Annotated in this window: 23 protein-coding genes and 1 pseudogene; 7 read left to right on the plus strand and 17 right to left on the minus strand. The window is 69.1% G+C overall.

The annotated features are described in order from the left end of the window. Positions 1-17: 17 nt before the first annotated feature. The 3 genes and pseudogenes from CKCBHOJB_RS16435 to CKCBHOJB_RS17985 form a co-directional block, all read right to left on the minus strand. Positions 18-482 (minus strand): c-type cytochrome, encoded by a 465-nt coding sequence (locus tag CKCBHOJB_RS16435; RefSeq protein ID WP_281049744.1) that lies wholly within the window; start codon positions 480-482, stop codon positions 18-20. Positions 483-645: 163 nt separating this feature from the next. Beyond that, a complete protein-coding gene (locus tag CKCBHOJB_RS16440) occupies positions 646-1,026 on the minus strand; it encodes an acyl-CoA thioesterase (RefSeq protein ID WP_281051711.1) in 381 nt (126 codons plus the stop codon). A 171-nt stretch (positions 1,027-1,197) separates the two neighbouring features. Further along, positions 1,198-1,722 (minus strand): annotated as a pseudogene (locus tag CKCBHOJB_RS17985) (hotdog domain-containing protein); the annotation flags it as partial. Here CKCBHOJB_RS17985 and CKCBHOJB_RS16450 point away from each other — a divergent pair. Then, positions 1,673-2,725, plus strand: a complete 1,053-nt coding sequence (locus CKCBHOJB_RS16450) for a patatin-like phospholipase family protein (protein ID WP_281049745.1) — start codon at positions 1,673-1,675, stop codon at positions 2,723-2,725. The pseudogene CKCBHOJB_RS17985 and the gene CKCBHOJB_RS16450 sit on opposite strands and share 50 nt — an antisense overlap. Positions 2,726-2,734: 9 nt before the next feature. Here CKCBHOJB_RS16450 and CKCBHOJB_RS16455 read toward each other — a convergent pair whose 3' ends face one another. Beyond that, on the minus strand, positions 2,735-3,739 hold the full coding sequence (locus CKCBHOJB_RS16455) for an adenosine deaminase (RefSeq protein ID WP_281049746.1): 1,005 nt from the start codon (positions 3,737-3,739) through the stop codon (positions 2,735-2,737). A 217-nt stretch (positions 3,740-3,956) separates the two neighbouring features. Between CKCBHOJB_RS16455 and CKCBHOJB_RS16460 the strand changes: the two genes are divergently transcribed. The 3 genes from CKCBHOJB_RS16460 (at position 3,957) to CKCBHOJB_RS16470 (ending at position 6,875) form a co-directional block, all read left to right on the plus strand. Next, positions 3,957-4,943, plus strand: coding sequence for a TRAP transporter substrate-binding protein (locus CKCBHOJB_RS16460; RefSeq protein WP_281049747.1), 987 nt, complete (start codon positions 3,957-3,959; stop codon positions 4,941-4,943). Positions 4,944-5,029: 86 nt separating this feature from the next. Continuing rightward, positions 5,030-5,527, plus strand: a complete 498-nt coding sequence (locus tag CKCBHOJB_RS16465) for a TRAP transporter small permease (RefSeq protein ID WP_281049748.1) — start codon at positions 5,030-5,032, stop codon at positions 5,525-5,527. 73 nt (positions 5,528-5,600) lie between these two features. Continuing rightward, entirely contained in the window at positions 5,601-6,875 is a 1,275-nt protein-coding gene (locus CKCBHOJB_RS16470; protein WP_281049749.1) for a TRAP transporter large permease subunit, read from the plus strand. 22 nt (positions 6,876-6,897) lie between these two features. Here the strand turns inward: CKCBHOJB_RS16470 and CKCBHOJB_RS16475 are convergent, their stop codons facing one another. The 10 genes from CKCBHOJB_RS16475 to CKCBHOJB_RS16520 all read right to left on the minus strand — a co-directional run bounded on the left by CKCBHOJB_RS16475 (position 6,898) and on the right by CKCBHOJB_RS16520 (position 16,671). Then, the gene (locus CKCBHOJB_RS16475) at positions 6,898-7,107 is read right to left on the minus strand and encodes a HupE/UreJ family protein (RefSeq protein ID WP_281049750.1); all 210 of its coding nucleotides are present in this window, start codon (positions 7,105-7,107) and stop codon (positions 6,898-6,900) included. An 82-nt stretch (positions 7,108-7,189) separates the two neighbouring features. Continuing rightward, positions 7,190-7,870, minus strand: a complete 681-nt coding sequence (gene ureG, locus CKCBHOJB_RS16480) for an urease accessory protein UreG (protein ID WP_281049751.1) — start codon at positions 7,868-7,870, stop codon at positions 7,190-7,192. Further along, on the minus strand, positions 7,867-8,589 hold the full coding sequence (locus CKCBHOJB_RS16485) for an urease accessory UreF family protein (RefSeq protein WP_281049752.1): 723 nt from the start codon (positions 8,587-8,589) through the stop codon (positions 7,867-7,869). The genes ureG and CKCBHOJB_RS16485 overlap by 4 nt, the downstream gene beginning before the upstream one ends. Positions 8,590-8,633: 44 nt before the next feature. Next, the gene (gene ureE / locus CKCBHOJB_RS16490; RefSeq protein ID WP_281049753.1) at positions 8,634-9,182 is read right to left on the minus strand and encodes an urease accessory protein UreE; all 549 of its coding nucleotides are present in this window, start codon (positions 9,180-9,182) and stop codon (positions 8,634-8,636) included. 47 nt (positions 9,183-9,229) lie between these two features. Beyond that, positions 9,230-10,981 carry an urease subunit alpha gene (ureC, locus tag CKCBHOJB_RS16495; protein WP_281051712.1) on the minus strand — a complete coding sequence of 584 codons (1,752 nt, stop codon included), beginning with the start codon at positions 10,979-10,981 and terminating at the stop codon, positions 9,230-9,232. After that, positions 10,981-11,286 carry an urease subunit beta gene (locus CKCBHOJB_RS16500; RefSeq protein ID WP_281049754.1) on the minus strand — a complete coding sequence of 102 codons (306 nt, stop codon included), beginning with the start codon at positions 11,284-11,286 and terminating at the stop codon, positions 10,981-10,983. Before CKCBHOJB_RS16500 ends, ureC begins: the two co-directional genes overlap by 1 nt. A 183-nt stretch (positions 11,287-11,469) precedes the next feature. Then, positions 11,470-11,772 (minus strand): urease subunit gamma, encoded by a 303-nt coding sequence (gene ureA / locus CKCBHOJB_RS16505; RefSeq protein WP_281049755.1) that lies wholly within the window; start codon positions 11,770-11,772, stop codon positions 11,470-11,472. 92 nt (positions 11,773-11,864) lie between these two features. Then, positions 11,865-12,728 carry an urease accessory protein UreD gene (locus tag CKCBHOJB_RS16510; protein ID WP_281049756.1) on the minus strand — a complete coding sequence of 288 codons (864 nt, stop codon included), beginning with the start codon at positions 12,726-12,728 and terminating at the stop codon, positions 11,865-11,867. 247 nt (positions 12,729-12,975) lie between these two features. Then, the gene (locus CKCBHOJB_RS16515) at positions 12,976-14,601 is read right to left on the minus strand and encodes a sulfatase-like hydrolase/transferase (protein WP_281049757.1); all 1,626 of its coding nucleotides are present in this window, start codon (positions 14,599-14,601) and stop codon (positions 12,976-12,978) included. Positions 14,602-14,802: 201 nt separating this feature from the next. Next, positions 14,803-16,671, minus strand: a complete 1,869-nt coding sequence (locus tag CKCBHOJB_RS16520) for an MFS transporter (RefSeq protein WP_281049758.1) — start codon at positions 16,669-16,671, stop codon at positions 14,803-14,805. 446 nt (positions 16,672-17,117) lie between these two features. Here CKCBHOJB_RS16520 and CKCBHOJB_RS16525 point away from each other — a divergent pair, with 446 nt between their 5' ends. The 3 genes from CKCBHOJB_RS16525 to dmpH all read left to right on the plus strand — a co-directional run bounded on the left by CKCBHOJB_RS16525 (position 17,118) and on the right by dmpH (position 20,237). Then, positions 17,118-18,578: a 2-hydroxymuconic semialdehyde dehydrogenase gene (locus tag CKCBHOJB_RS16525; protein WP_281049759.1), complete on the plus strand. Its 1,461-nt coding sequence runs from the start codon at positions 17,118-17,120 to the stop codon at positions 18,576-18,578. Between the two features lie 65 nt (positions 18,579-18,643). Further along, positions 18,644-19,426 carry a 2-oxopent-4-enoate hydratase gene (gene dmpE, locus CKCBHOJB_RS16530; RefSeq protein WP_281049760.1) on the plus strand — a complete coding sequence of 261 codons (783 nt, stop codon included), beginning with the start codon at positions 18,644-18,646 and terminating at the stop codon, positions 19,424-19,426. 16 nt (positions 19,427-19,442) lie between these two features. Further along, on the plus strand, positions 19,443-20,237 hold the full coding sequence (gene dmpH / locus CKCBHOJB_RS16535) for a 2-oxo-3-hexenedioate decarboxylase (RefSeq protein WP_281049761.1): 795 nt from the start codon (positions 19,443-19,445) through the stop codon (positions 20,235-20,237). A 113-nt stretch (positions 20,238-20,350) separates the two neighbouring features. Here dmpH and CKCBHOJB_RS16540 read toward each other — a convergent pair whose 3' ends face one another. The 3 genes from CKCBHOJB_RS16540 to CKCBHOJB_RS16550 are packed head-to-tail and all read right to left on the minus strand — an operon-like array spanning position 20,351 to position 24,088. Beyond that, a complete protein-coding gene (locus CKCBHOJB_RS16540; RefSeq protein ID WP_281049762.1) occupies positions 20,351-22,549 on the minus strand; it encodes an acetate--CoA ligase in 2,199 nt (732 codons plus the stop codon). Positions 22,550-22,553: 4 nt separating this feature from the next. Continuing rightward, the gene (locus CKCBHOJB_RS16545) at positions 22,554-23,336 is read right to left on the minus strand and encodes an enoyl-CoA hydratase/isomerase family protein (RefSeq protein WP_281049763.1); all 783 of its coding nucleotides are present in this window, start codon (positions 23,334-23,336) and stop codon (positions 22,554-22,556) included. A gap of 59 nt (positions 23,337-23,395) precedes the next feature. Continuing rightward, positions 23,396-24,088 (minus strand): class I SAM-dependent methyltransferase, encoded by a 693-nt coding sequence (locus CKCBHOJB_RS16550; protein WP_281049764.1) that lies wholly within the window; start codon positions 24,086-24,088, stop codon positions 23,396-23,398. Positions 24,089-24,143: the final 55 nt, after the last annotated feature.

The raw sequence follows: 24,143 nt of genomic DNA on the forward strand, positions 1-24,143 counted from the left end.
GGCCGCAGCGTCTCGCCTTACTTCGACTTGCCGACCATGAAGTCGACCGCCGCCTTCACGTCGGCGTCGCTCAGCGAGGCACCGCCGCCGCGCGGGGGCATCATGCCCTTGGAGCCGGTGAAGCCTTCGATCGCATGCTTGTACAGGATGTCGTTGCCCTGGGCGATACGCGGACCCCAGTCGTCCTTGTTGCCCGGGATCGGGGCACCGGCGACGCCAGAGGCGTGGCACAGCGCGCAGACCTTCTTGTACGTGCTCTCGCCGGCGGCATTGGCCGGCGCCGCGGCCGCGGCCGGGGCGGCAGCCGGTGCAGGCGCAGCCGCAGGCGCGGCGGCGGGGGCCGGAGCAGCGGCCGGAGCGGCAGCGGCGGGGGCCTGTGCCGGCGCGGCCGCGGGCTTGGCCGCGCTGCCGCTGTCGGAACCGCCACAGGCAGCGAGCAGGACAGATGCCGCGGCGGCGATCAGGAAGGGAAACTTGTTCATGCGCTTTCTCCGTTTTGTCATGGTCTGTGTCGCAGCGATGCCCTGCGAATGCCCGAACACTAGCGTCAAAATCTCACGAGGTGATTGATAGCCGTCAATTCCACCCGGGCGGCGCCCAATATAACCGACCCGCGCATCCGGCCGGCAGCCGCCCGGACGAGTGTCACGCCGCGCCGATCGGGCGCTTGGCGCGGAATTCATCGACCGCGACGTAGGTCAGCTTGGCCTCGGTCACCTTCACCACCACCGGATGCTCCGGGTTGCGCTCGGCGAAGACCTCGACATCGACGGTCACCGAGGTCTTGCCGACATGCACGATCTCGGCATGGAAGCTCAGGATGTCGCCCACCGAGACGGGCTGCTTGAACAGGAAGGAGTCCACCGCGACCGTGGCCACCTTGGAGCGTGCCCGCCGCGTCGCCGGGACCGCGCCGGCGATGTCGACCATGGCCATGATCCAGCCCCCGAACACGTCGCCCGCGGGGTTGAGGTCGGCGGGCATCGGCACCACCCGCAGCACGAGTTCCTTGCGCGAGGGCGGCATCAGGCACAGCGGCGCCGAGTCGCCGATCACGCGCTTGCCGCCCTGCGCATCGATCGCGACATAGGTCAGGCGCGCCTCGGTGACCTTGACCACCACCGGGTCGGCGGGATTGCGCTCGGCGAAGACATGCACGTCGACCGTGATCGACGACTTGCCCACCGCGGCGACGTCGGCGTGGAAGCTGACGATGTCGCCGACCGACACCGGCTGCTTGAAGACGAAGGAGTTCACCGCCACCGTCACCACCCGCGAGCGCGCCTGGCGGATCGCGGGCAGGGCGCCGGCGACGTCCACCATCGCCATGATCCAGCCGCCGAACACGTCGCCCGCAGGGTTGAGATCGGCCGGCATCGGCATCACGCGCAGGGCCGGCAGCGTATGCGGAGGCGCGTCTGCACCGGGGCTTGGGTTAGCGACCATGAGGCACTCCATCGGGCGGAAAACCGGACCAGCCGGCGGAAAGAAACAGCCCCGATCATGCCAAGAAACGCCTGCGCCATGTTGTGCGCGTGCTGCGTTCACCGCCCGCCAGCATCGTGAAACACATGCGCGTGCCTGCAATGCCGCCTGCGTGATACTCTGGATTTGTGCATTGCAACATAACGCCCGTGACGCCCGCCAGGGCCGGGCGAATGCGAGGATCACCATGCTCAAACTACGATGGCCGCGCCAGCGCGCGCAAGAACAGGCCCCCATCCTCAGCCTCGCGCTCCAGGGCGGGGGCGCGCACGGCGCCTACACCTGGGGCGTGCTCGACCGCCTGCTCGAGGCCGGCATCCGCATCGACGGCATCAGCGGCACCAGCGCCGGCGCGATGAACGCGGTCGCCCTCGCCCACGGGTGGACGGTCGGCGGTGCGGACGGCGCACGTGCCGCGCTCGCCGCCTTCTGGCAGGCGGTGGGCGACAGCGTGCCCTTCCACCTCGAGCTGCTGCACAGCCTGAACCCGGCTGCCGACGGCGCGCTGCCGGCGCCGATGAACATGATGCTGGGCTTCACCCGGCTGTTCTCGCCCTACCAGTTCAACCCCTTCGAGCTCAACCCCCTGCGCGACGTGGTGAGCGCCCAGTTCGACTTCGAGCGCCTGCGTCGCGACTGCCCGCTCAAGCTCTTCATCGCCGCCACCGCGGTGCGCACCGGCAAGGTCCGCCTGTTCCATACCGCCGAAATCAGCGCGTCGGCGCTGCTGGCCTCGGCCTGCCTGCCGACCCTGCACCACGCGGTGGAGATCGACGGCGAGCATTACTGGGACGGCGGCTTCACCGCCAACCCGGCGATCTACCCGCTGCTCTACGAGTGCAGCACGCCCGACATCCTGATGGTGCTGCTCAATCCGCTGCAGCGCGATGACGCGCCCCGCAGCGCCGACGACATCGCGGCACGCAGCATGGAACTGGGCTTCTCCACCACCTTCCTGCGCGAGATGCGGATGATCGCCCACGCCCGCCGCCACATCGCCGAGACCGCGGGCTGGATGCCGCTCGGCCGCCTGGAGCGCAAGCTCGTGCACCAGCGCTTCCACCTCATCGAAGCCGAGGAACTCGCCGACGCCGACCAGGCCAGCAAGCTCAACGCTGCCAGCGGCTTCCTCACGCAACTCCACGAGCTCGGCCGCACACGCGCCGCGAAGTGGCTGCGCAGGCACCAGCGCCAGGTCGGCCAGCGCGAGACGGTGGATGTCGCGCGCCTGTTCCTGTAGCGCGCCGCTTCAGTCGGGCAGCGCCTCCAGACGCGCCAGCCAGGGCGCACGCAGCGACTCGGGCACGAAGCTCGCCTCCAGGCTGTTGCGCGCCACGCGCTTGAGCTCGGCGCGCGTCAGGCCGAGCGCCTGCGCGGTCTGCAGATAGTTCTGCGCGATGTAGCCGCCGAAGTAGGCGGGATCGTCGGAGTTGATCGTGAGCCTGAGCCCGGCGTCGAGCAGGCGCTTGAAGTTGTGCTGCGCCAGCGTGGGGAACACGCACAGCTTCACGTTCGACAGCGGACACACGGTCAGCGCCACCTGCGCGCGCGCCAGGCGCTCGACCAGGGCCGGATCTTCCTCGCAGCGCACGCCGTGGTCGATGCGCTCGACCTCGAGCACGTCGAGGGCCTCGACGATGTAGGCCGGCGGCCCCTCCTCGCCGGCGTGGGCGACGACGTGCAGGCCGAGCTCGCGGCAGCGCGCGAACAAGCGCGCGAACTTGCCCGGCGGGTGGCCCTTCTCGGACGAGTCCAGGCCGACGCCGTGGATGCGCGCGAGGTGCGGCAGCGCCTGCTGCAGCGTGGCGAAGCCCTCGTCCTCGCTCAGGTGGCGCAGGAAGCACAGGATCAGCCGCGAGCTGATGCCCCAGCGCGCCTGGGCCTCGGCGCAGGCGCGCTCGAGCCCGTCGAGCACGGTCGCGAAGGCGACGCCGCGCGCGGTATGGGTCTGCGGATCGAAGAAGAGCTCGGCATGCACCACGCCGTCGGCATGGGCGCGCTCGAAGTAGGCGATGGCGAGATCGAAGAAGTCCTGCTCATGGATCAGCGCCGCCGCCCCGGCGTAGTAGAGGTCGAGGAAACTCTGCAGGTCGGTGAAGGCATAGGCCGCGCGCGTGGCCTCCACGCTGTCCCAGGGCAGCGCGACGCCGTTGCGGCGCGCGAGCTCGAACATCATCTCCGGCTCCAGCGTGCCTTCGATGTGCAGGTGCAGCTCGGCCTTGGGCAGGGCGCGGACATAGGTCTCGAGGTCCATGGCGGTCTCCTTGCAGATGAATGCATCCTAGCGCCAAACGCCGCGGGCGGCCTCCCCGCCTGCGCCCCGATCGGGGCGGTGTTTTCTTGTAGCGGCCACGGACCGGCGTTAGCATGACGGCCCGCTGCCCTGCAACGCGGCCTGCGCCCTCTCGCTTGCGCGCCGGCAGCGTGCGCGCGAACCCGCTGAATCCACCCCTGCTCCGGAGACCGACCCGATGCGCAAAACCTGGCTTGCCCCGCTGTTCGCCGCCTTCACCGCCGCCGCCGGCCTCGCCCTGGCGACGCCCGCCGCCGCCCAGACGACCCTGAAGATGGCCTATGCGCTGTCGGCCAACTCGCATTACGGCGCGGGCGGCGAGGCGTTCTCGAAGTCGCTCGATGCCGGCACCGGCGGCCGCTACAAGGTGCAGCAGTTCCCCAGCAGCGCGCTCGGCGGCGAGCGCGAGGTCATCGAGGGCCTGCAGCTGGGCACCATCGACCTCGCCATCCTGTCGACCGGCGCCACGCTGAACTTCGTGCCGCAGACCGGCGTGTTCGACATCCCCTTCCTGATGCGCGACCTCGCCCACGCCCGCCAGGTGCTGGACGGCCCGATCGGCCAGGACATGCTGAAGGCCTTCTCCGCACGCGGCCTCGAGGCGCTGGCCTGGGGCGAGCAGGGCTTCCGCCACCTGACCAACAGCAAGCGCGCGGTCACCACCGCCGCGGACGCCAAGGGCCTGAAGATCCGCACCACCGAGAACCCGGTGCACATCACCGCCTTCCGCCAGATCGGCATCCTGCCCACGCCGATGGCCTGGCCGGAGGTCGCCACCGCGCTGCAGCAGGGCACCATCGACGGCCAGGAGAACCCGCTGTCGGTGATCACCTCGGCCAAGCTGTCGCAACTGCAGAAGCACCTGTCGCTGACCGGCCACGTCTATGCGCCGGCGGTGATCATGGTGTCGCCTACCGTGTACGGCAGCCTGTCCGATGCCGACAAGAAGGTGTTCATGGAAGCCGCGAAGCAGGCCGCGCAGGCGATGCGCAACTTCGTCGACAACATCGAGAAGACCGGCGTCGAGCAGCTCAAGGCGGAGGGCATGGAAGTCGTCACCAGCGTGGACCGCAAGTCCTTCGAGGACGCGGTGGCGCCGGTGTACGAGGAGTACTACAAGCGCTTCGACAAGAAGCTGATCGACGACATCCGCAACACCCGCTGAAAACCCGCGCACGCCGGCCACGACACCGGCCCGGCGCCCTCACCGCCCCCGCCCCGTGCGGGGGCTTGACCGTCTACGCAAGCGCAATGACTCTCCTTCGCCGCATCGACCACTGGCTGTTCAAGGGCGTGTCCGTGCTCGCCCAGCTCTTCCTGATCGGCGCGGTGGCGACCGGCTTCTGGCAGGTCGTCGCCCGCTTCGTGCTGTCCTCGCCGCTCGACTGGAGCGAGGTGCTGACACGCGCGCTGCTGATCTGGGCGGTGCTGCTGGGCGTGGCGCTCGCCTTCCGCCACGGCGCGATGCTCGGCGTCGAGATCCTGCGCAGCGTGCTGCGCGGGGCCCAGCGCCGCGCGCTGGAATGGCTGGTGGCGCTGGTGTGCGCCGGCTTCCTCGGCTTCCTGGCCTGGATCGGCGGGCAGATGACCTGGCGCGTGCGCTTCCAGACCGTGCCCAGCCTCGACGTCTCGATCTCGTGGATCTACCTGGCGATTCCCGTCGGCGCCGCGCTGGCGGCGATCGCGGTGCTGCTGCGCGTGGCCGCCGCGTCCGACGCCGAACCCGTGCCGCTCGACGGCCAGGGCTGAACGCCGCCCCGACCACAAGCGCCGAACGCCCCACTCCACCCGCCCCCCTCGCCCACCTTCCCCGCCTGCCGCCATGTCCCAGTTGATGATCCTCACCATGCTGATCTTCTTCGGCCTCACCGTGCCGGTGGCGGTATCGATCGGCCTGGCGGCGATGAGCGGGGTGGCGGCGGCGAACCTGCCCTGGCTGGTGGTGGCGCAGCAGATCTACGCCGCGCTCGACAAATACCCGCTGGTGGCGATCCCCTTCTTCATCCTCGCCGGCAACCTGATGGAGGCCGGCGGCATCTCCGAGCGCCTGGTCGAGTTCGCCAAGAGCCTGGTCGGCGGCGTGCAGGGCGGGCTCGCGATGGCCTGCGTCATCACCTGCATGATCTTCGCCGCGGTGGCGGGCTCGAGCGTCGCCACCACCTTCGCGGTGGGCGCGATCCTGATCCCGGCCATGGTGCGCCACGGCTACCCGGCGCCCTTCGCCGCCTCGCTGCAGGCCACCGCCGCCGAACTGGGCGTGATCATCCCGCCCTCGGTTCCGATGATCCTGTTCGCGGTATCCACCGACACCTCGACCGGCGAGCTCTTCATCGCCGGCGTGCTGCCCGGCCTGCTGATCGCGGTGGCGCTGATGGCCTACGTATGGCTCTACGCGCGCCGCAAGCACCTCGGCCTGCAGGACGGCGACGGTCGCCTGCCGCTGTGGCCGGCGCTGCGCCGCGCCTGGCTGGCGCTGCTGATGCCGGTGATCATCCTCGGCGGCATCTATGGCGGCGTGTTCACGCCGACCGAGGCCTCGGTGGTGGCGGTGGTGTATGCGCTGGTGGTGGGCATGCTGGTGTATCGGCGCATCCGCCTCGCCGACCTGTCGACGACCCTGCACCGTTCGGTGGTGGGCACCGCCAGCATCATGTTCATCATCGCCAACGCCGGCGTGTTCGGCTTCCTGCTCAACCGCGCCGGCGTGCCGGATGCGCTCGGGCAGTGGCTCGGCCAGCTCTTCAGCGACAAGTACACCTTCCTGCTCGGGGTGAATGCGGCGCTGTTCCTGATCGGCATGGTGATCGAGACCTCGGCCTCGATCGTCGTGCTCGCGCCGCTGCTGCTGCCGGTGGCGGTGGGCTTCGGCGTCGATCCGGTGCATTTCGGCATCATCATGGTGATCAACCTCGCGCTCGGCATGATCACCCCGCCCTTCGGCGTGAACCTGTTCGCCGCCAGCTCGATCTCGGGCGTGCCGCTCGAGCGCATGGTACGTCCGCTGCTGCCCTTCGTCGCCACCGTGATCGCCTGCCTGATGATCGTCACCTACGTGCCGCAGATCAGCCTGGTGCTGCGCGACCTCGTCTATCGCTGAGCACGCACGGCGCACGAAGCGACTAGTCGGGCCGACGTGCCGCCCGCCACGCCAGCCAGGCCCCGACCGCGATCAGCGGCAGCAGCACAGCGGGATCGGTGAAGGCATGGACGAGGGCGCCGAGGAAACCCTCCGTGCCGTGGGTGTGCCCGGGATGGGCGAAGGCGGCGCCCGATGCGCCGGCAAGGGCGAGGACGAAGGCGGACGGGATGGGCAGGCGGACGGTCTTCATGATGGCTACTCCTGTGGTCTCGATGATGTGCTGATCTGCGCGGCGGCGCCTCGCCGTCCGCTCGGTGACGGGAACCGGGCACTCACCTCGCCGCGGCGGCGAGCAGGCCCTGGCGTTCGATGAAGTCGATGATATCGGCAAGCCCCTGGCCGGTCTTCTGGTTGGAGAACACGAAGGGCCGCGCACCGCGCATCCGGCGCGCATCGCGGTCCATGACCTCGAGCGAGGCGCCGACCAGCGGCGCAAGATCGATCTTGTTGATCACCAGCAGGTCGCTGCGGGTGATGCCGGGGCCGCCCTTGCGCGGGATCTTGTCGCCGGCGGAGACGTCGATGACGTAGAGCGTCAGGTCGGAGAGCTCGGGCGAGAAGGTGGCGGCGAGGTTGTCGCCGCCGGACTCGACGAAGATGATGTCCAGCCCGGGAAAGCGCGCATTCAGGCGGTCCACCGCCTCGAGGTTGATCGACGCATCCTCGCGGATCGCGGTGTGCGGACAACCACCGGTCTCCACCCCGATGATGCGCTCCGGCGCCAGCGCCTGGTTGCGCACCAGGAACTGGGCGTCCTCGGCGGTGTAGATGTCGTTGGTGACCACGGCGATGTCGTACTTGTCGCGCAGCGCCAGGCACAGCGCCAGGGTCAGCGCGGTCTTGCCGGAGCCGACCGGGCCGCCGATGCCGACCCGCAGCGGGCCGCGCGCGGCGGACGGGGAGACGGAGGGGGCGTCGGCCGGGCCGCCGAAGGAGACGGGAAGCGGGGTCATGATCTGAACAGCCTCGTGTATTGGGTTTCGTGCCGGCTGCTGGCGATCGCCAGGCCGGGGGTGTAGTTGCTCCAGCGCGCCTCGGGCAGATGCAGTGCGGTCTCGACCAGGGGCGGGATGCGCCGACCCAGCGTCGCCAGCAGGCGCTGACCAGCGCTCTGGCCGAGCGGCACCGCCTTCACCGCCGCCATCACCTGGTTCTCCGCCCAGGCCCACAGGTAGGCGGCGAGCGCCTGCTCGGCCGGCACCTGCCAGGCCGCGGCGGCGGCGGACCATGCGCTCGGGAAGCAGGGCGCCTCGATCGCCAGCAGGCGCGCGCGCCATCCGGGCAGCGCGGCGAAGGCATCGAGCTCGGCGAGCAGCTTCACCAGCGACCAGCCCATCTGCGCGGTCTCGGCGCGCAGCTCCGCGGTCTCGCGGCTGGCGAGGAAGTCGTCGTTGAGCCGCGCCACCTCGCCATCGTCACCCGCGCGCCAGGCGTCGAGCTGACGCGCCAGCAGCGGCGCCTCGAAGCGCGCCAGGCTCCACTCCAGCAGGTCGCCGATCCACGCCGCGGCATCGGCTTCGCCGCGGATCGCGCCGCTCTCCACCGCCCACTCCAGGCCCTGCGAGTAGGTATAGGCGCCCACCGGCAGCGCCGGGCTGGCCAGTTGCAGCAGGCGGACCAGGGGCAGCAGGCCCGGGCCGGCCGGCCCTGCACGCGCATCATTCGCCGGCAAGCCCGAACGTACGGACGCCGGGTGTGCGGCCGGCCGCTCCATGCTCACTGCCCGGCCATCAAGTGGATGCGTGCGCCGCTGCCGTCGCCCGGGTGCTGGTGGCCCGGTGCGTAGGCGCCGGCCTCGGGTTCGAAGGGCGCACGCAGCGAACTCACCAGCGCGCCGAGGCCGACGAGCATGCCCTCGAGCACGTGGTCGGCCTGGATGCGCAGCCAGTCGCCGCCCGCGTCCCGCCCCACCTGCACGGCGACGTGGCGGTTGCCGAGGTGGAAGGCCGCGCGCGCGAGCTCGGTCGCGGTGGCACAGCGCGCCTCGAGCAGGTCCTCTGGCGCGGAGACGACGGCGACGACGCGCCCGTCGCTTGCGAACAGGCGGTCGCCGCCGCGCAGGATGGTGCCACGCGGCAGGAACAGGCCGACCTCGGCGCCGGAGACGAGCCGCGTGCGCAGCCGGCTTTTGGTGCGTGCGCCGAAATCGAGTTCGAGCACATCGCTCGCCGGCACGTCGCCGGCGTACAGGTTCTCGATCAGCAGCACCGCGGGCGCTGCGGTGGGCATCACGAAGTCGGCAAGGACGTCGTTGGTCATCGGCATGAGGTTGGACTCCAGAGGGATACGGACAAGGACGGCTCGCCCTCGCCCTAGAACAGGAAGTAGCGCTGCGCCAGCGGCAGCACCTCGGCGGGCTCGCAGGCGAGATGCTCGCCGTCGGCGCGCACGATGTAGGTCTCGGGGTCGACCTCGATCTGCGGCGTGGCGTCGTTCAGCACCATGTCGGCCTTCGTCACCTTGCGGCAGCCCCGCACCGCGACCAGCGGCTTGCGCAGCCCGAGTGCGGCGACCTCGGGATTGGCGAGCGCGGCCTGCGACACGAAGGTCACCGAGGTCCTCAGCGCGCGCCCGAAGCTGCCGAACATCGGCCGGTAATGCACCGGCTGCGGGGTCGGGATCGACGCATTCGGGTCGCCCATCGCCGCCGCCGCGATCATGCCGCCCTTGAGGATCAGGCTCGGCTTGACGCCGAAGAAGGCCGGCCGCCACAGCACCAGGTCGGCGAGCTTGCCGGGCTCGATCGAGCCCACGACATCGCTGATGCCATGGGTGATCGCCGGGTTGATGGTGTATTTGGCGATGTAGCGCTTGACGCGGAAGTTGTCGTTGGCGGTGCTGCCCTCGACCACCGCGACCGCTTCCGGCACCGCCGCTGCAGCGCCGCGCTTCGGCGCCAGCCAGCCGCGCTGCAGCTTCATCTTGTGCGCGGTCTGCCAGGTGCGGATCACCACCTCGCCGACCCGGCCCATGGCCTGGGAGTCGGACGACATCATCGAGAACGCGCCGCTGTCGTGCAGGATGTCCTCGGCGGCGATGGTCTCGCGCCGGATGCGCGACTCCGCGAAGGCCACGTCCTCGGCGATCGCGGGGTCGAGGTGGTGGCACACCATCAGCATGTCGAGGTGCTCGTCGATGGTGTTGACCGTGTACGGCCGCGTCGGGTTGATCGAGGACGGCAGCACGTTGGGCCGGCTGATGGCCTTGATGATGTCCGGCGCATGGCCGCCGCCCGCGCCTTCGGTGTGGAAGGTGTGGATCGTGCGGCCCTTGAACGCGGCCAGCGTGGTCTCGACGAAGCCGGATTCGTTGAGCGTGTCGGTGTGGATGGCGACCTGGATGTCCATCTCGTCGGCCACGGTCAGGCAGTTGTCGATCGCCGCCGGCGTCGTGCCCCAGTCCTCGTGCAGCTTGAGGCCGATGACGCCCGCCTGCACCTGCTCCTTCAGCGGCGCCGGCAGGCTGGCGTTGCCCTTGCCGAAGAAGCCGAGGTTCATCGGAAACGCCTCGGCCGCCTCCAGCATGCGGTGGATGTGCCATGGCCCCGGCGTGCAGGTGGTGGCGAAGGTGCCGGTCGCCGGCCCGGTGCCACCGCCGAGCATGGTGGTGACGCCCGAGCTCAGCGCCTCCTCGATCTGCTGCGGGCAGATCCAGTGGATGTGGCTGTCGATGCCGCCGGCGGTGAGGATCATGCCCTCGCCGGCGATCACCTCGGTGCCGGCGCCGACCGAGATGGTGACCCCGGGCTGGATGTCCGGGTTGCCACCCTTGCCGATCTTCCAGATGCGCCCGTCCTTGAGGCCCACATCCGCCTTCACGATGCCAGCCACCGCATCGACGATCAGCGCATTGGTGATGATGGTGTCGGCCACGTCGGCGGCCACGCCCTGGCCCTGGCCCATGCCGTCGCGGATCACCTTGCCGCCGCCGAACTTCACCTCCTCGCCGTAGATCGTGTAGTCCTTCTCGACCTCGATCACCAGCTCGGTATCGGCCAGCCGCAGCCGGTCGCCCACCGTGAGGCCGAACATCTCCGCATAGGCGGCTCGCGAGATCCTCGTCATCATAGTGCTCCCATGACCAGGCCGTTGAACCCATACACCTCGCGCTCCCCGTCCAGTGCCACCAGCTCGACGGTGCGCGACTGCCCGGGTTCGAAGCGCACCGCGGTCCCGGCCGCGATGTTGAGCCGGAAGCCGCGCGCCGCAGCGCGCTCGAAGTCGAGCGCGGTATTGGTCTCGGCGAAGTGGTAGTGCGAGCCAACCTGGATCGGCCGGTCCCCGGTATTGGTCACCACCACCGTCAGCGTGGCGCGGCCGGCGTTGAGCTCGATGTCGCCGTCAGCGACGAAATACTCTCCGGGAATCATCTCTTCTCCCCCAGTTTCACGCCGCGCATTGCAGACGCGACAAAGTAGCGATCGTCATGTCGGGTATTTGCGGCGCAGGCGAGGACTGTCCGAGCCCGAAGGGCGAGTTCCGCAGCCTGCAGAGCAAATACCCGGCGTGGCGGTCGCGGGCAGCACCGGAAAACGCAGCCCCCGCCCGCGAACTCAAACGATCGGCTCATGCACGGTCACCAGCTTCGTCCCATCCGGAAACGTCGCCTCCACCTGGATGTCCGGAATCATCTCCGCCACCCCCTCCATCACCTCTTCCCGCGTCAGCAGCGTCGCCCCGAAGCTCATCAGCTCCGCCACCGTGCGTCCGTCGCGCGCACCTTCCAGGATCGCGCAGGTGATCAGCGCCACCGCCTCCGGGTAGTTCAGCCTCAGCCCGCGCGCGCGCCGGCGCTCGGCCAGCAGGCCGGCGGTGAAGATCAGCAGCTTGTCCTTCTCGCGTGGTGTCAGTTCCATTTCCTCTCCTTCCGCTGCGGCCGGCCTCGATGCCACCGCCCTCCGCCACCCCGCACGCACCGGCCAGCCGGCACCACGGGATGCACTCGTCCTCAGGTGTTCCAGATCCGCGGCAACTGCATCGCCCGCCCCGCCACCGCCGGACGCGCCGCGCCCCACAGCCGCGCCAGCCACGCCCGCCCCGGCTCGCACGCCGACCCCAGCCAGCGCGCCACCAGCAGGCCCGGCAGCAGGGTCACCGCCCCGCGGCCGGCGGCAGGTTCGATCGCCCGCCAGGCCTCCAGCAGCCCCGCGCCGCAGCCCGGCGCCGCAACCAGCAGGCTCGCGCTCACCGGCGCGCCGTCCAGGCCCGCCGCCGCATCCAGCAGCGCGCTGCCGCCGCCGAGCACGCCGCGCTCCAGCCACAGCGGCCTGCCGTCGCGGCGGATGCGCGTGCGCAGCGCGAGCTCGCCGCAGGTGAAGCGCTCGCCCGAGCCGGTGCGGCCCAGGCACAGCATTTCCGCGCCGATGAAGACCGCGTCGCCTTCGAGATCGACCTCGGTGGCGAGGGTGCCGAGCGCGCCGTCATAGACCAGGCTTTCCTGCGGCAGGAACTCGCATACCCCGCCGGCGGCGACGCGGATGCGCTGTACCAGTTCGCCACGCGCGCCGGCGCTGCGGTACCACTTGCCCGCACCCGGGGTGGTCAGCAGCACGTGCGCCTGCGCGCCCAGTTCCAGCGTCAGCGCCAGGCGGTCGCCGCCGGCGATGCCGGCGGGGGGATGCACGAGGATGGTGTGGCACACCACCTCGCCTTCCGGATACAGCGCGCGCTGCACGACCAGCGGGCCGCGATGCGCGCGCTCGGCGAGCACGGTGCGCCCACCACGGCGCTGGAAGCCGAGACGAAGCTCGGCACGCCAGCCGGCGGCGTCGGTGAGGAAGGCAGGGAGACGGGCTTCGGCGACCACATTCATGGGTCACCCTTAGCAAGCCGCAGGCCAGGTCACGCGCGGATGCGCCAAGCCCATGAACGGACGTGATTTTCCAGCGCCGGGCGGATCCAGGCTGGGCCTATGCGAAGGACGCAGCCCGGCGCCTGGCGACGGCGCACGCACCAGGACGGGGCGCGCGCCGCCACGCGCACCATCACGGTGCCCGGCGATGGAAACGTGCTATGGGACGTGCTGCGGGAACAAGCGATGAGCGCACGCGGCCCGCGACTCAACGCACCAGCGGCGTGGCCTCGGGCGCGGAGCCAGGGGGCGGCGGGGTCATGGGCACGGCCGGGGTGACAGGGCGCGGCGCGGGCTCGTCGGCAGGCGGCTCCGGCAGCGGCTCGGGCAACGGCTCCCACAGCGCGCGGTAGGTGGCACTGTAGTCGAGCAGCTTCTCCGCCATGCGGTCGACGTGATCCGGCGGACGCTGCGCGCGCACCGGACCGATCGCCGAATAGCCGAGCCCGGCGCGACCGCCCTTCACCTGCAGGCCGATGAGGTCGAGCATGGTCGGCAGCATGTCGAAGTGGGTCACTTCGCGGGTGTTGGCCTGAAGCTTCGGGTTGTCATTGATCAGCAGGTTGAAGACCCGGCGCTCGGGGTTGGTCACCAGCTTGCCGTAGGAGGTGTTGCCCATCGCCAGGTGGTCCCCCTGGACCACGATCGCGACGCGGTTCAGCCAGCCACGGGCGATGATGTACTCGACGAACTCCGCCACCAGGTCCGCCGTGCATTCGACGATGCCCTCGAAATCCTGATGGCCGCGGCGCGCGCATTCGGGCGACAGGTGGCCGTAGGGGTGGTGGGTGTCGATGGTGAGCACGGTCAGGTTGAAGGGCTTGCGCGACTTCATCAGCTGGTCGAGCTCGCCGCGCGCGCGCCGGAACAGCGCGTCGTCGCGCAGGCCCCAGCCGCTCATGCCCCCGGGAGGCTCGCCCGCGGCGATCCACTCCTCGCGCCCCATCACCCGGTCGTAGCGGTGGTCGCTGAAGAACTTGCCGACGCCGGCGAAGGCCAGGCTGGAGCCGTTGAGGAACACGTTGCGATAGCCGCGCGCGGCGAGGATGTCGCCCAGGCAGCTCGCGCGCGGCAGGTAGCGCTCCACCTTCTCGCCGACGTCGTTGCCGCTGAACATCGCCACCGACTTCAGCGGCACGCCGCACTGGGTGGACACCAGGCTGGCGATCGTGAAGTGCGCGCCCATGAGCTCGCGGTAGCTGTCGAAGGACACCACGCCGGGCAGCGCCTTCAGCGCATTCAGGCGCTGCAGCAGGTCGCGGCCGAACAGCGCCGGGTCGGAGTAGGTGTTCTCCAGGCTCTCGACGTAGATCAGCACCAGGCTCTTGGGCGGCTTGCGCCCGCGCTCGAAGGTGATCCGCGCCGGATCCACATACGCGTCGGCGAAGTAGTCCTCGCCGAAATGACCGCGCACGTAGCGCGCCACCGAGAAGCTGTCGACGAAGAAGGCGACGCCGGCGCCGAGCACGACCAGCGGCACGATCCGCGGCAGGGTGTGATGGGCGGCGTGGCGCAGCATCGCCAGCAGCCGCTGCCAGGCGAGGCGCAGCCACGGTCGCGGCCAGGCCTCGGGGTGGGCGCGCAGGTAGCGCACCCAGGCGTCCAGCCCCCACAGCAGCAGGGCGAGTCCGAGCGGCAGCGCCAGCCCGCTCCACAGGAAGCGGTGGATGATCTCGGGGTCGCTGCTGAGCACCCCTTCCGAACCGAAGCGCAGGTGGTAGAGGACCTGGTCGATGCTGACTCGGCCGAACTCCTCGTGCAGCCAGCGGGGAATCGCGTACAGCAGACAACCGGCCAGGATGGCCAGGAATCTGATCGGTTTTCCTACGCGCATGCAGTCCCCACGGAAGCAATCCCCGGAGCGATCCGCGGCTGGACGCTCGCAAAGGGTGCGCAATGGTACTGCAACGCCCTCGCAACAGAGGCGGCATTTGTCACCGCTTGTCGCAAGGCACCGCGGGCCGCGCCGCGTGCGCAAAAAAACACCCGCCCCGACCGTGAGGATCGGGGCGGGTGCGGTGATGCGGCAGCAGTCTTACTGCGTCGAGCGTGCGATCAGCACCGCCATCTTCGGGTTCTGGCTGGCCACCTCCTGCGCGAGCTCGGCCTTGGCCCGCTGGCCGCCTTCCTCGGTGTTGAGGATGATCAGGTCGCAGCGCAGCTGCTCGGCCAGGTCGACCACCGCCCGACCGCGACCGAACAGCGTGGCGGTCAGGATCTGGCCTTCGGCCGGGACGCCCTGGGCGTTGACCTCGTTCACATACTCCTGCAGGTTCGCCACGTGCTTCGGATCGACGGCCTTGTCGGTCTCGCTCACCTCGGCGGACAGGACGTGCTCGGGCGCCAGATACACGAGGTGGACCTTCGCACCGGTCAGCGACACGAACTCCGAGACGCGGGCGCGGGTCAGCTTGTTACCGGTGTGATCGACCACGGCCATGATGGTGCCGTAGAGGCGGGACTTGCCGGCGGACACCGCCGCGGCCGGTGCGGTGGTCGGAGCCACCGCCTGGGCGACCGCTGCGGCCTTGCTCTTCGGAATGATCAGGGTGAGGACCAGGCCGATGAGGCTGATGCCACCTAGCACGTAGAAGATGCTGTGCAGTTCGCCCGCGAACTTGACTGCCAGGAAGGCACCGAAGATCGGGCCGAAGATACCGCCGATACGGCCGAAGGCAGCGGTCCAGGCGACACCCGCGCCACGCACGTTGGTGCGGTAATAGTTGGCGGCGAGGCCGTAGATCAGCGTCTGCGTCCCCGAGGTGCCCAGACCGGTGATCGCGATCGTGAGCAGCAGCAGCGCCACGATGAGCCCGCTGACGTCGGCAAGTTGCTGCACCTCACCGGCCTTGGCAACCGCCGGGACGTCGATGGTGGCGGCGAGCAGACCGATGGCCCCCATGGCCAGCGCGCCGACCAGGAAACCGAGCGCCACGATGCGCTGCGGGCTGTGCTTGTCGGCCAGGGTGGAGCCGTACAGGGTGCCCACCATCGCGCCGGCGTTGAGCACCAGCAGCAATGCCAGCGATCCGTTCTGGCCCATGATCGGCAGCATGATCTTCGGCAGCCAGGTGTTCAGCGAATAGACCAGCAGCAGGCAGAACGCCGAAACGAAGCCGATGACGATGGCCGGGACGAGATACACGGTGAACAGGCCCGCCCAGCCCGCACGCGCGTCGGCGGCATTGGCCGCCGCGCTCTGCTGCGGCTTGATCTCGGCCTCGGGGATGGGCACACCGGTGCGCTCGGACACCTTGCGCGCTTCATCCAGGCGGCCGCGAGCGGCCAGCCAGGCGACCGACTCGGGCAGCTTCCAGATCGCCAGCGGCAGCAGGGTCACCAGCGGCAGCGCGCCGAGCAGGAACATGCCGCGCCAGCCGATCACCGGCAGCAGGAAGATCGCCAGCAGGGCCGACAGCAGCGAGCCCAGCGGAATGCCCGCATAGGTGAAGGCGGTGGCCAGGTTCTTCTTCCCCGGAGGCGCGAATTCGGCCGCCATCGCGCCCGTGGTGCCGGCCAGCGCGCCGACGCCCAGACCGGTGATGAAGCGCCACAGGCCGAAGGCGGTGACCGTCTCGGTCATGGACGACACCGCCATGCCGATCGAGAACCAGGCGATGGAGGCGATCATGACCTTGCGGCGGCCGATCAGGTCGCCCAGGGTGCCGGCGACCAGGGCGCCGAGCATCATGCCGATCATCGCGTAGGAGCCGAGCATCCCGGCCTCTTGCGGCGTCAGCGCACGGTCGCCGATCCACTTGGCTGCGTCCGGACCCATGAAGCCGGGCAGGACGGCGCCGTAGACGACGAGGTCATAACCGTCGAAAACCAGGCCGACGAAGGCCAGGGCGATCACCCAGAAAATGGTGGTGCGCCGCTTGCGCGCCATTTCCGGGCTTTCCATTGGAACGTTCGATTTCAACATCGTGCCTCTTTAGTGAAGGTGTTGCTGCAGTGGTGACGGTCATCGAGCACTGGCACTGCGAGCCTCGTTGCAGGGGAGGCCGTCAGGTTATGGCGCGATCAGATCAATCAATATCCAGTTTCTGCACCATCGATATCCGCTGCATGCAAGGCGCGCTCAAGCACCGAAAAAGTCGGCTAAGGTTGGTTTGCGAACTCGGCGCAGGTAGCCGAAGGCAGGGATGAATGCATCGATCGACGCTCGGCCGGCAGCGATCGATGGATGAAATTTTTGTATCGAACTTGCGGAGCTCGAGAATCTCGCGTATAAAATCTCGAGATTCAGATTTAATTTCGCGACTCAAGCTCATGGGCGAGTCGCACACGCGAGGGCGGCATCGGTCCCGCAGCTCGCAGTCTCATCCATCACCTGAGGACGCATCGAACATGAAAGAAATCAAGAACTTCATCAACGGCGAGTACGTCACCAACGTCAGCGGCAAGACCTACGAGAACCGCAACCCGGTCGACAACTCGCTGATCGGCATGGTGTACGAAGCCGGCAAGCCGGAAGTCGACGCCGCCGTCGCCGCCGCCAAGGCCGCGCTCAAGGGCCCCTGGGGCAAGCTCTCGGTGGTCGAGCGCTGCAACATGCTCGACGCCGTGGTCGATGAGATCAACCGCCGCTTCGACGACTTCCTGCAGGCCGAGATCGCCGACACCGGCAAGCCGGCCCACCTCGCCTCGCACATCGACATCCCGCGCGGCGCGGCGAACTTCAAGATCTTCACCGACACCATCAAGAACGTGTCGACCGAGTCCTTCGAGATGCGCACCCCGGACGGCAAGACCGCGCGCAGCTACGGCGTGCGCACCCCGCGCGGCGTGATCGCGATCGTCTGCCCGTGGAACCTGCCGCTGCTGCTGATGACCTGGAAGGCCGGCCCGGCGCTCGCCTGCGGCAACACCGTGGTCGTCAAGCCCTCCGAAGCCACGCCGCTCACCGCGACCCTGCTGGGCGAGGTGATGAACAAGGTCGGCCTGCCCAAGGGCGTGTACAACGTGGTCAACGGCTTCGGCGTGGATTCGGCCGGCGCCTTCCTGACCGCCCACCCCGACGTCAACGGCATCACCTTCACCGGCGAGACCAAGACCGGCACCGCGATCATGAAGGCCGGCGCCGACGGCATCCGCCCGGTGTCGCTGGAACTCGGCGGCAAGAACGCCGCGGTCGTCTTCGCCGACTGCGACTTCGACAACACCATCGCCACGCTGACCCGCTCCTGCTTCGAGAACGCCGGCCAGGTCTGCCTGGGCACCGAGCGCGTGTACGTCCAGCGCCCGATCTTCGACAAGGTCGTCGCCGCGATGAAGGAACAGGCCGAGAAGATGAAGCCGGGCCGCCCCTTCGACCCCGACACCAGGATCGGCCCGCTGGTCAGCAAGATTCACCAGAAGAAAGTGCTGGGCATGTACGCCAAGGCCAAGGAAGAAGGCGCCAACATCGTCTTCGGCGGCGGCATCCCCGACATGCCGGAAGAGCTGAAGGACGGCTGCTGGGTGCAGCCCACGATCTGGACCGGCCTGCCCGAGACCGCGACCGTCGTGACCGAGGAAATCTTCGGGCCCTGCTGCCACATCCAGCCCTTCGACACCGAAGAGGAAGTGCTGAACATGGTCAACGCCAACCGCTACGGCCTGGCCACCTCGGTGCACACCCAGGACATCAGCCGCGCCATGCGCATGGCCAATTCGATCGAAGTCGGCCTGTGCTGGATCAACAGCTGGTTCCTGCGCGACCTGCGCACCCCGTTCGGCGGCTCCAAGCAGTCGGGCATCGGCCGCGAGGGCGGTGTGCACTCGCTCGAGTTCTACACCGAACTCCGCAACGTGATGATCAAGTACTAAGACGCGCCGCCGGCCGGGCCCTGCGCCCGGCCCTCCCGACAACCGAATCCTGTAGAGAGCCCCACATGGACCAGAACAAGATCAACCACTACGGCGACGAGCTGTACACCGCGCTCAAGACCCTGACCCCGGTCGCGCCGCTGACCGACCGCGAAAGCGACATCACCATCGAGGATGCGTACGCCATCCAGCTGCGCATGATCCAGCGCCAGCTCGACGACGGCCACACCGTGGTCGGCAAGAAGATCGGCGTCACCAGCAAGGTCGTCATGGACATGCTGAAGGTGAACCAGCCCGACTTCGGCCAGCTGCTGTCGAACATGGTCTACAACGAAGGCGAGCCGATCGTCGCCTCGTCGATGATCGCCCCCAAGGCCGAAGCCGAAGTCGCCTTCATCCTCAAGAACGACCTGATGGGGCCGGGCGTGACCGCGGCCGACGTGCTGCGCGCCACCGATTGCGTGGTGCCCTGCTTCGAAATCGTCGATTCGCGCATCAAGGATTGGAAGATCAAGATCCAGGACACCGTGGCCGACAACGCCTCGTGCGGCGTGCTGGTGCTCGGCGGCGTGCGCAAGAGCCCGCGCCAGCTCGACCTCGCGCTCGCCGGCATGGTGCTGTCCAAGAACGGCGACATCATCAGCACCTCCACCGGCGCCGCCGTCCAGGGCTCGCCGGTCAACGCCATCGCCTGGCTGGCCAACACCCTCGGCCGCCTCGGCATCGGCCTCAAGGCCGGCGAGATCATCCTCTCCGGCTCGCAATCCCCGCTCGTCCCGGTCGTCGCCGGCGACAGCCTCACCTGCAACGTCGGCGGCCTGGGCGGCACGTCGGTCCGTTTCATCTGACAAGGAATCCGTACTCATGGCACTCACCCTCGACCAGGCGACCATCGCCAAGCTCGCCGAGCACCTCGAAAACGCCGAGCTGCAGGCGTACGACGTCACCAAGATCACCGACGACTACCCCAACATGGACTGGGATGACGCCTACGCCATCCAGGACGAGATCAAGCGCCGCAAGGAAGCCCGCGGCAACAAGGTCGCCGGCCTCAAGGCGGGCCTGACCTCGCGCGCCAAGATGAAGCAGATGGGCGTCGAGACCCCGGTGTTCGGTTTCATCGCCGACTACATGTCGGTGCCGGACGGCGGCGAAGTGAAGTTCGACGAGCTGATCCACCCCAAGGTCGAAGCCGAGATCTGCGTCGTCACCAAGGCCCCGCTGCGCGGCCCCGGCTGCCACATCGGCAACGTCATGGCGGCGATCGACTTCGTGCTGCCGGCCGTCGAAGTGATCGACTCGCGCTATCGCGACTTCAAGTTCGACCTCAAGAGCGTGATCGCCGACAACACCTCGTCGGCCCGCTTCGTGATCGGCGGCAACATGCGCGACCTCGGCGAGCTCGACCTGCCGACGCTGGGCGTGGTGCTCGAGATCAACGGCGAAGTCGTGTCGATGGCCGCCGGCGCCGCCGTGCTCGGCAACCCGCTGGTCGCGATCGCGATGATGGCCAACGAACTCGGCAAGCGCGGCCAGGAAATCCCGGCCGGCACCTTCATCATGACCGGCGGCGTCACCGAAGCCATCCCGGTCAAGAAGGGTGACAACGTCAACGTCCGCTTCCAGGACCTCGGCAACGTGTCGTTCCGCTTCGTCTGATCGAAGCCCGCGCCGTAGCGACGCCCCGGCCCCCGCGTTGATGCGGGCGCCGGGGCGTTTTTCGTTGCTGCGGCGCCAAGCGACCGGCGCCCCGCCGGCCGCCCTGATTCAACTCAGAGGTTCACCATGGCCCGATTGGTGATCACGCGCGCATCCACCACCGCATATCCGTCCGGATAGGCGATCACCGGATTCAGGTCGAGCTCGGACAGCTGCGGATACGCGCTGACGATGCTCGACACCTTGAGCAGCAGGTCGACCAGGGCCGCTTTGTCCACCGGGCGCTCGCCGCGCACGCCGGCGAGGATCTTGCGGCCCTTGAGCTGATCGACCATCAGCTCGGCGTCGTGGCGCGACAGCGGGATGGCGCGGAAGGCGACGTCTTCCAGGATCTCGACGAAGATGCCGCCCAGGCCGAACATCAGCACCGGGCCGAAGATCGGGTCGCGCACCACGCCGATGATGGCCTCGGTGCCCTTTTTCGCCATCGGCGTCACCAGCACGCCGCGGATGTCGGCCTTGGCGTCGTAGGCGCGGCAGCTCGTCATGATCTGGTCGTAGGCGGTACGCAGTGCCGCCTCGCCCACCAGGTTGAGCTTGACCCCGCCGGCGTCCGACTTGTGCAGGATGTCCTTCGACACCACCTTCATCGCCAGCGGCTGCTGGCCGAACCTGTCGATCGCCGCGCCGAGCTCGTCGACGTGGTGGGCGACGAGCTCCTCGGCCACCGCGATGCCATGCTCGCGCAACAGCGTCTTGGCCTCGAATTCGTACAGGTCGCGGCCCTCGTTCTGCGCGCGCGCGAACATGGCCTGCATGCTGTCGAGCGGGGTGACGCTCGCCTGCAGCGGCTGGCCGTGCTGGTGCTGCAGGTAGATGCCGCGCTCGGCCAGCGCCTCCAGCACCCGCACCGCATGTTCGATGGAGGCGTACACCGGCAGCCCGGCCTCGTGCAGGCGGCGCAGCGCGGGCGGCTTGACCGGCGCGTACAGGCTGTAGATGACCAGCGGCTTGCCGCAGGCGCGCGCGAGTTCGATCATCGATTCGGCCGCGCGCATCTCGCCGCCGAGCAGGGACTCGGCGAAGCGGGTGTGATAGCCGCCGAACATGCCGACCAGGAAGACCGCATCCACGTTGTCGTCGTCGGCGACGATCTCCATGCAGCGCGCGAGCACCTCGGGGTCGGCGTCCGAGCTGCCGGCGACGTCGATCGGGTTGGCGAGCGAGGCCTGCGGGAACAGGATCGCAGCCAGGCGCTTGCGCGTGGCTTCGGACAGCTCGGCCAGTTCCAGCCCGGCGTCCGACAGGCGGTCGGAGGTGATCGTGGCCTGGCCGCCGCCATCGGCGATCACCGCCACCCGCCGGCCGCGCGCCTGCTGCAGCAGCGCCAGGCCCTCGGCCACCGGCAGGATGCGGTCGGAGTTGCGCACCACGGTCACCCCGACCTGGCGCAGCAGGTCGACCGTCATCTCGTAGCTGCCGGCCAGCGCGCCGGTGTGCGAGCTGGCGGCCTTCTTGCCGAGCTCGGTGGCGCCCGACTTGTACACCACCACCGGCTTCACCGGCGTGATCTCGCGCGCCGCCTGCAGGAAGCGCTGGCCGTCGCGGAAGCCTTCCACGTACAGGGTGGCGACGCGGGTGTTCTCGTCCTCGCCGAGGTAGCGCAGGTAGTCGTTGAAGCCGATGTCGGTCTGGTTGCCCGGGCCGACGTAGGTCGAGAAGCCGACGTGGCCGTTGTGCTCGGCTTCCAGCACCAGCGCCAGCAGCATGTTGCCCGACTGCGAGATGAAGCCGATGTCGCCCGCCTTCACGTTGCGCAGGTCGAGCAGGTTCACGTTCTTGTGCAGGTTGAACATGCCCGAGGTGTTGGGACCGATGATGCGCACACCGCCGGCGCGCGCGGCGTCCAGCACCTGCTGCTCGAGCTTCGCGCCCTCGGGGCCGGTCTCGCGGAAGCCGCTGGCGAGGATCACCGCGCCCTTCACGCCCTTGCGTCCGCACTCGGCCAGCAGCCCGGGCAGGGTCGCGGCCGGGGTGCAGATCAGCGCCAGATCGACCGGGCCGGGAATGTCGTCGAGCGAGGCGTAGGTCGGCACGCCGAGGATCTCGGGCACCTTGGGGTTGAGCGGATAGATACGGCCGCGGTAGTTGCCCTTGATCAGGCCGACCATGGCCTTGTAGCCGCGCTTGGTGGGGTCGGCCGAAGCGCCGACGATGGCGATCGAGTCCGGTGCGAGGAAGTCGTGCAGCGGGCTCTTGTGGGCGGTCGCGGAGGTGGACTGCGTCGGGGCCTGGGTCGTGGTCTCGGTCATCGTGTCATTCCCCCTTGAAGACGGGTGCGCGTTTCTCGGCGAAGGCATCCACGCCTTCCTGCCAGTCCTTGGTCGTGCCGACGAACATCATGCCTTCCAGCTCGGCGGTGAGGCAGGCGTCCAGCGTGCGCTCGGCCGACAGATTGAGCTGCTCCTTGGCGAGCTGCATCGAGAACGGCGCCTTGCTCGCCACCTTGAGCGCGAACTCGCGCGCCGCATCGAGGAAGCCCTCGTCGGGGAACACACGGTTGGCCAGGCCGATGCGCACCGCCTCCTCGCCCTTGATGCGCTCGCCGAGGAAGACCAGCTCGCGCGCCTTGGCCAGCCCGACCAGGCGCGGCAGCAGCCAGGTCACGCCGCCGCCGAGGAAGTTGCCGATCGAGATCTCGGGCAGGCCGATCTGCGCGCTCTCGGCCATGAGCATGAAGTCGGAGGCGATCGCGATCTCGGCGCCAGCGCCAAGCGCATAGCCATTGACCGCGGCGATCACCGGCGTCTTCATGTGCAGCAGGCGGTGGCAGGCATCCTGCTCGCCCTTGAGGTACTGGCGGCGGTCGAAGGCGGTGCGCCCGACCTTGTGCGCCTTGAGGTCGGCGCCGACGCAGAAGGCACGGCCCTCGCCGGTGATCAGCACGACGCGCGCGTCGCGATCGGCCTCGGCGCGGGTGAGCGCGTCATTGAGCTCGTCGTAGAGCTGCCGGGTGACGGCATTGAGGCGCTGCGGACGGTTGAGGCGGATCTCGGCGATGCCGTCGCGCAGGTCGTAGAGGATGGTTTCGTAGCTCATGTGGGCTTCCCGTTGGGGTTGGGGGGCGGGGGGAAAAGGGCCGGAGCGGAGAGGGCGAATCAGGGCCCGCACGGACGGCAGTCGTGCGCGGGGGGCGGCTTGTGCATCAGCACCACGTCCTTGCACGGCACCTCGCAATGCCAGCCGAAACGCTGCGCGATGTGCCGGAACGTGCGCTCGCGATAGAACACCACGTGGGTGGGATCGCGGCGGTAGTGCCAGCCGGCGAAGCGCGCGTCCTCGGTCTGGAAGCAGGTCATCACGCCCAGCCAGCCACCGGGACGCAGCAGGGCGTCGAGGCGGACGAACTCGGCGGCGGGATCGTGGAAATGCTCGACGACCTCGGTGCAGGTGACGAAGTCGTAGCTGCGCGCGAGCGCCGCGGTGTCGGGCGCGAACAGGGGGTCGTAGAGCGCGACCCGGTGGCCGGCCGCGCGCAGCACCGCGGCCAGCGCCGGGCCGGGGCCGCAGCCGTAGTCCAGCCCTTCGGCCGCCGGGGGCAGGCGCTGCAGCAGCGGATCGGCCAGGCGGGCCAGGAAGCGCAGGTAGCCGGGGTCGTCGGGAGCGTTGCGATGGAGCAGGTATTCCGCGCGCTCGACGGCCACCGTCGGCCGCTGCGCGGGCGGCACGAAGGTGGCTTCGCAGGCATCGCAGCGCCAGTAGTCCCGCCCATCCACATGCATGAAAGGGCGCGGCGCCGCGTCGAGGCAGACCGGACAGGCAGGCACCGGTCCGGGAGCATGCAGACTCATGAGCGCCATTGTACGCAGCGCCGTCGCGACTGCCCACGCCGAAACATCCGGACGC

Origin of the sequence: Thauera sp. GDN1 (assembly GCF_029223545.1) — a bacterium.
Classification (GTDB): domain Bacteria; phylum Pseudomonadota; class Gammaproteobacteria; order Burkholderiales; family Rhodocyclaceae; genus Thauera.

Bases quoted from the DNA above. Each gene is read 5' to 3' on its own strand.
- CKCBHOJB_RS16465 (WP_281049748.1), top strand. From the start codon at position 5,030: ATGACTCTCCTTCGCCGCATCGACCACTGGCTGTTCAAGGGCGTGTCC.
- ureG (WP_281049751.1), bottom strand. From the start codon at position 7,870: ATGACCCCGCTTCCCGTCTCCTTCGGCGGCCCGGCCGACGCCCCCTCC.
- CKCBHOJB_RS16435 (WP_281049744.1), bottom strand. From the start codon at position 482: ATGAACAAGTTTCCCTTCCTGATCGCCGCCGCGGCATCTGTCCTGCTC.
- dmpE (WP_281049760.1), top strand. From the start codon at position 18,644: ATGGACCAGAACAAGATCAACCACTACGGCGACGAGCTGTACACCGCG.
- CKCBHOJB_RS16460 (WP_281049747.1), top strand. From the start codon at position 3,957: ATGCGCAAAACCTGGCTTGCCCCGCTGTTCGCCGCCTTCACCGCCGCC.
- CKCBHOJB_RS16455 (WP_281049746.1), bottom strand. From the start codon at position 3,739: ATGGACCTCGAGACCTATGTCCGCGCCCTGCCCAAGGCCGAGCTGCAC.
- CKCBHOJB_RS16515 (WP_281049757.1), bottom strand. From the start codon at position 14,601: ATGCGCGTAGGAAAACCGATCAGATTCCTGGCCATCCTGGCCGGTTGT.
- ureA (WP_281049755.1), bottom strand. From the start codon at position 11,772: ATGGAACTGACACCACGCGAGAAGGACAAGCTGCTGATCTTCACCGCC.
- CKCBHOJB_RS16525 (WP_281049759.1), top strand. From the start codon at position 17,118: ATGAAAGAAATCAAGAACTTCATCAACGGCGAGTACGTCACCAACGTC.
- ureC (WP_281051712.1), bottom strand. From the start codon at position 10,981: ATGACGAGGATCTCGCGAGCCGCCTATGCGGAGATGTTCGGCCTCACG.
- dmpH (WP_281049761.1), top strand. From the start codon at position 19,443: ATGGCACTCACCCTCGACCAGGCGACCATCGCCAAGCTCGCCGAGCAC.
- CKCBHOJB_RS16475 (WP_281049750.1), bottom strand. From the start codon at position 7,107: ATGAAGACCGTCCGCCTGCCCATCCCGTCCGCCTTCGTCCTCGCCCTT.
- CKCBHOJB_RS16520 (WP_281049758.1), bottom strand. From the start codon at position 16,671: ATGGAAAGCCCGGAAATGGCGCGCAAGCGGCGCACCACCATTTTCTGG.
- CKCBHOJB_RS16510 (WP_281049756.1), bottom strand. From the start codon at position 12,728: ATGAATGTGGTCGCCGAAGCCCGTCTCCCTGCCTTCCTCACCGACGCC.
- CKCBHOJB_RS16540 (WP_281049762.1), bottom strand. From the start codon at position 22,549: ATGACCGAGACCACGACCCAGGCCCCGACGCAGTCCACCTCCGCGACC.
- CKCBHOJB_RS16440 (WP_281051711.1), bottom strand. From the start codon at position 1,026: ATGCCGCCCTCGCGCAAGGAACTCGTGCTGCGGGTGGTGCCGATGCCC.
- ureE (WP_281049753.1), bottom strand. From the start codon at position 9,182: ATGCCGATGACCAACGACGTCCTTGCCGACTTCGTGATGCCCACCGCA.
- CKCBHOJB_RS16470 (WP_281049749.1), top strand. From the start codon at position 5,601: ATGTCCCAGTTGATGATCCTCACCATGCTGATCTTCTTCGGCCTCACC.
- CKCBHOJB_RS16500 (WP_281049754.1), bottom strand. From the start codon at position 11,286: ATGATTCCCGGAGAGTATTTCGTCGCTGACGGCGACATCGAGCTCAAC.
- CKCBHOJB_RS16550 (WP_281049764.1), bottom strand. From the start codon at position 24,088: ATGAGTCTGCATGCTCCCGGACCGGTGCCTGCCTGTCCGGTCTGCCTC.
- CKCBHOJB_RS16450 (WP_281049745.1), top strand. From the start codon at position 1,673: ATGCTCAAACTACGATGGCCGCGCCAGCGCGCGCAAGAACAGGCCCCC.
- CKCBHOJB_RS16545 (WP_281049763.1), bottom strand. From the start codon at position 23,336: ATGAGCTACGAAACCATCCTCTACGACCTGCGCGACGGCATCGCCGAG.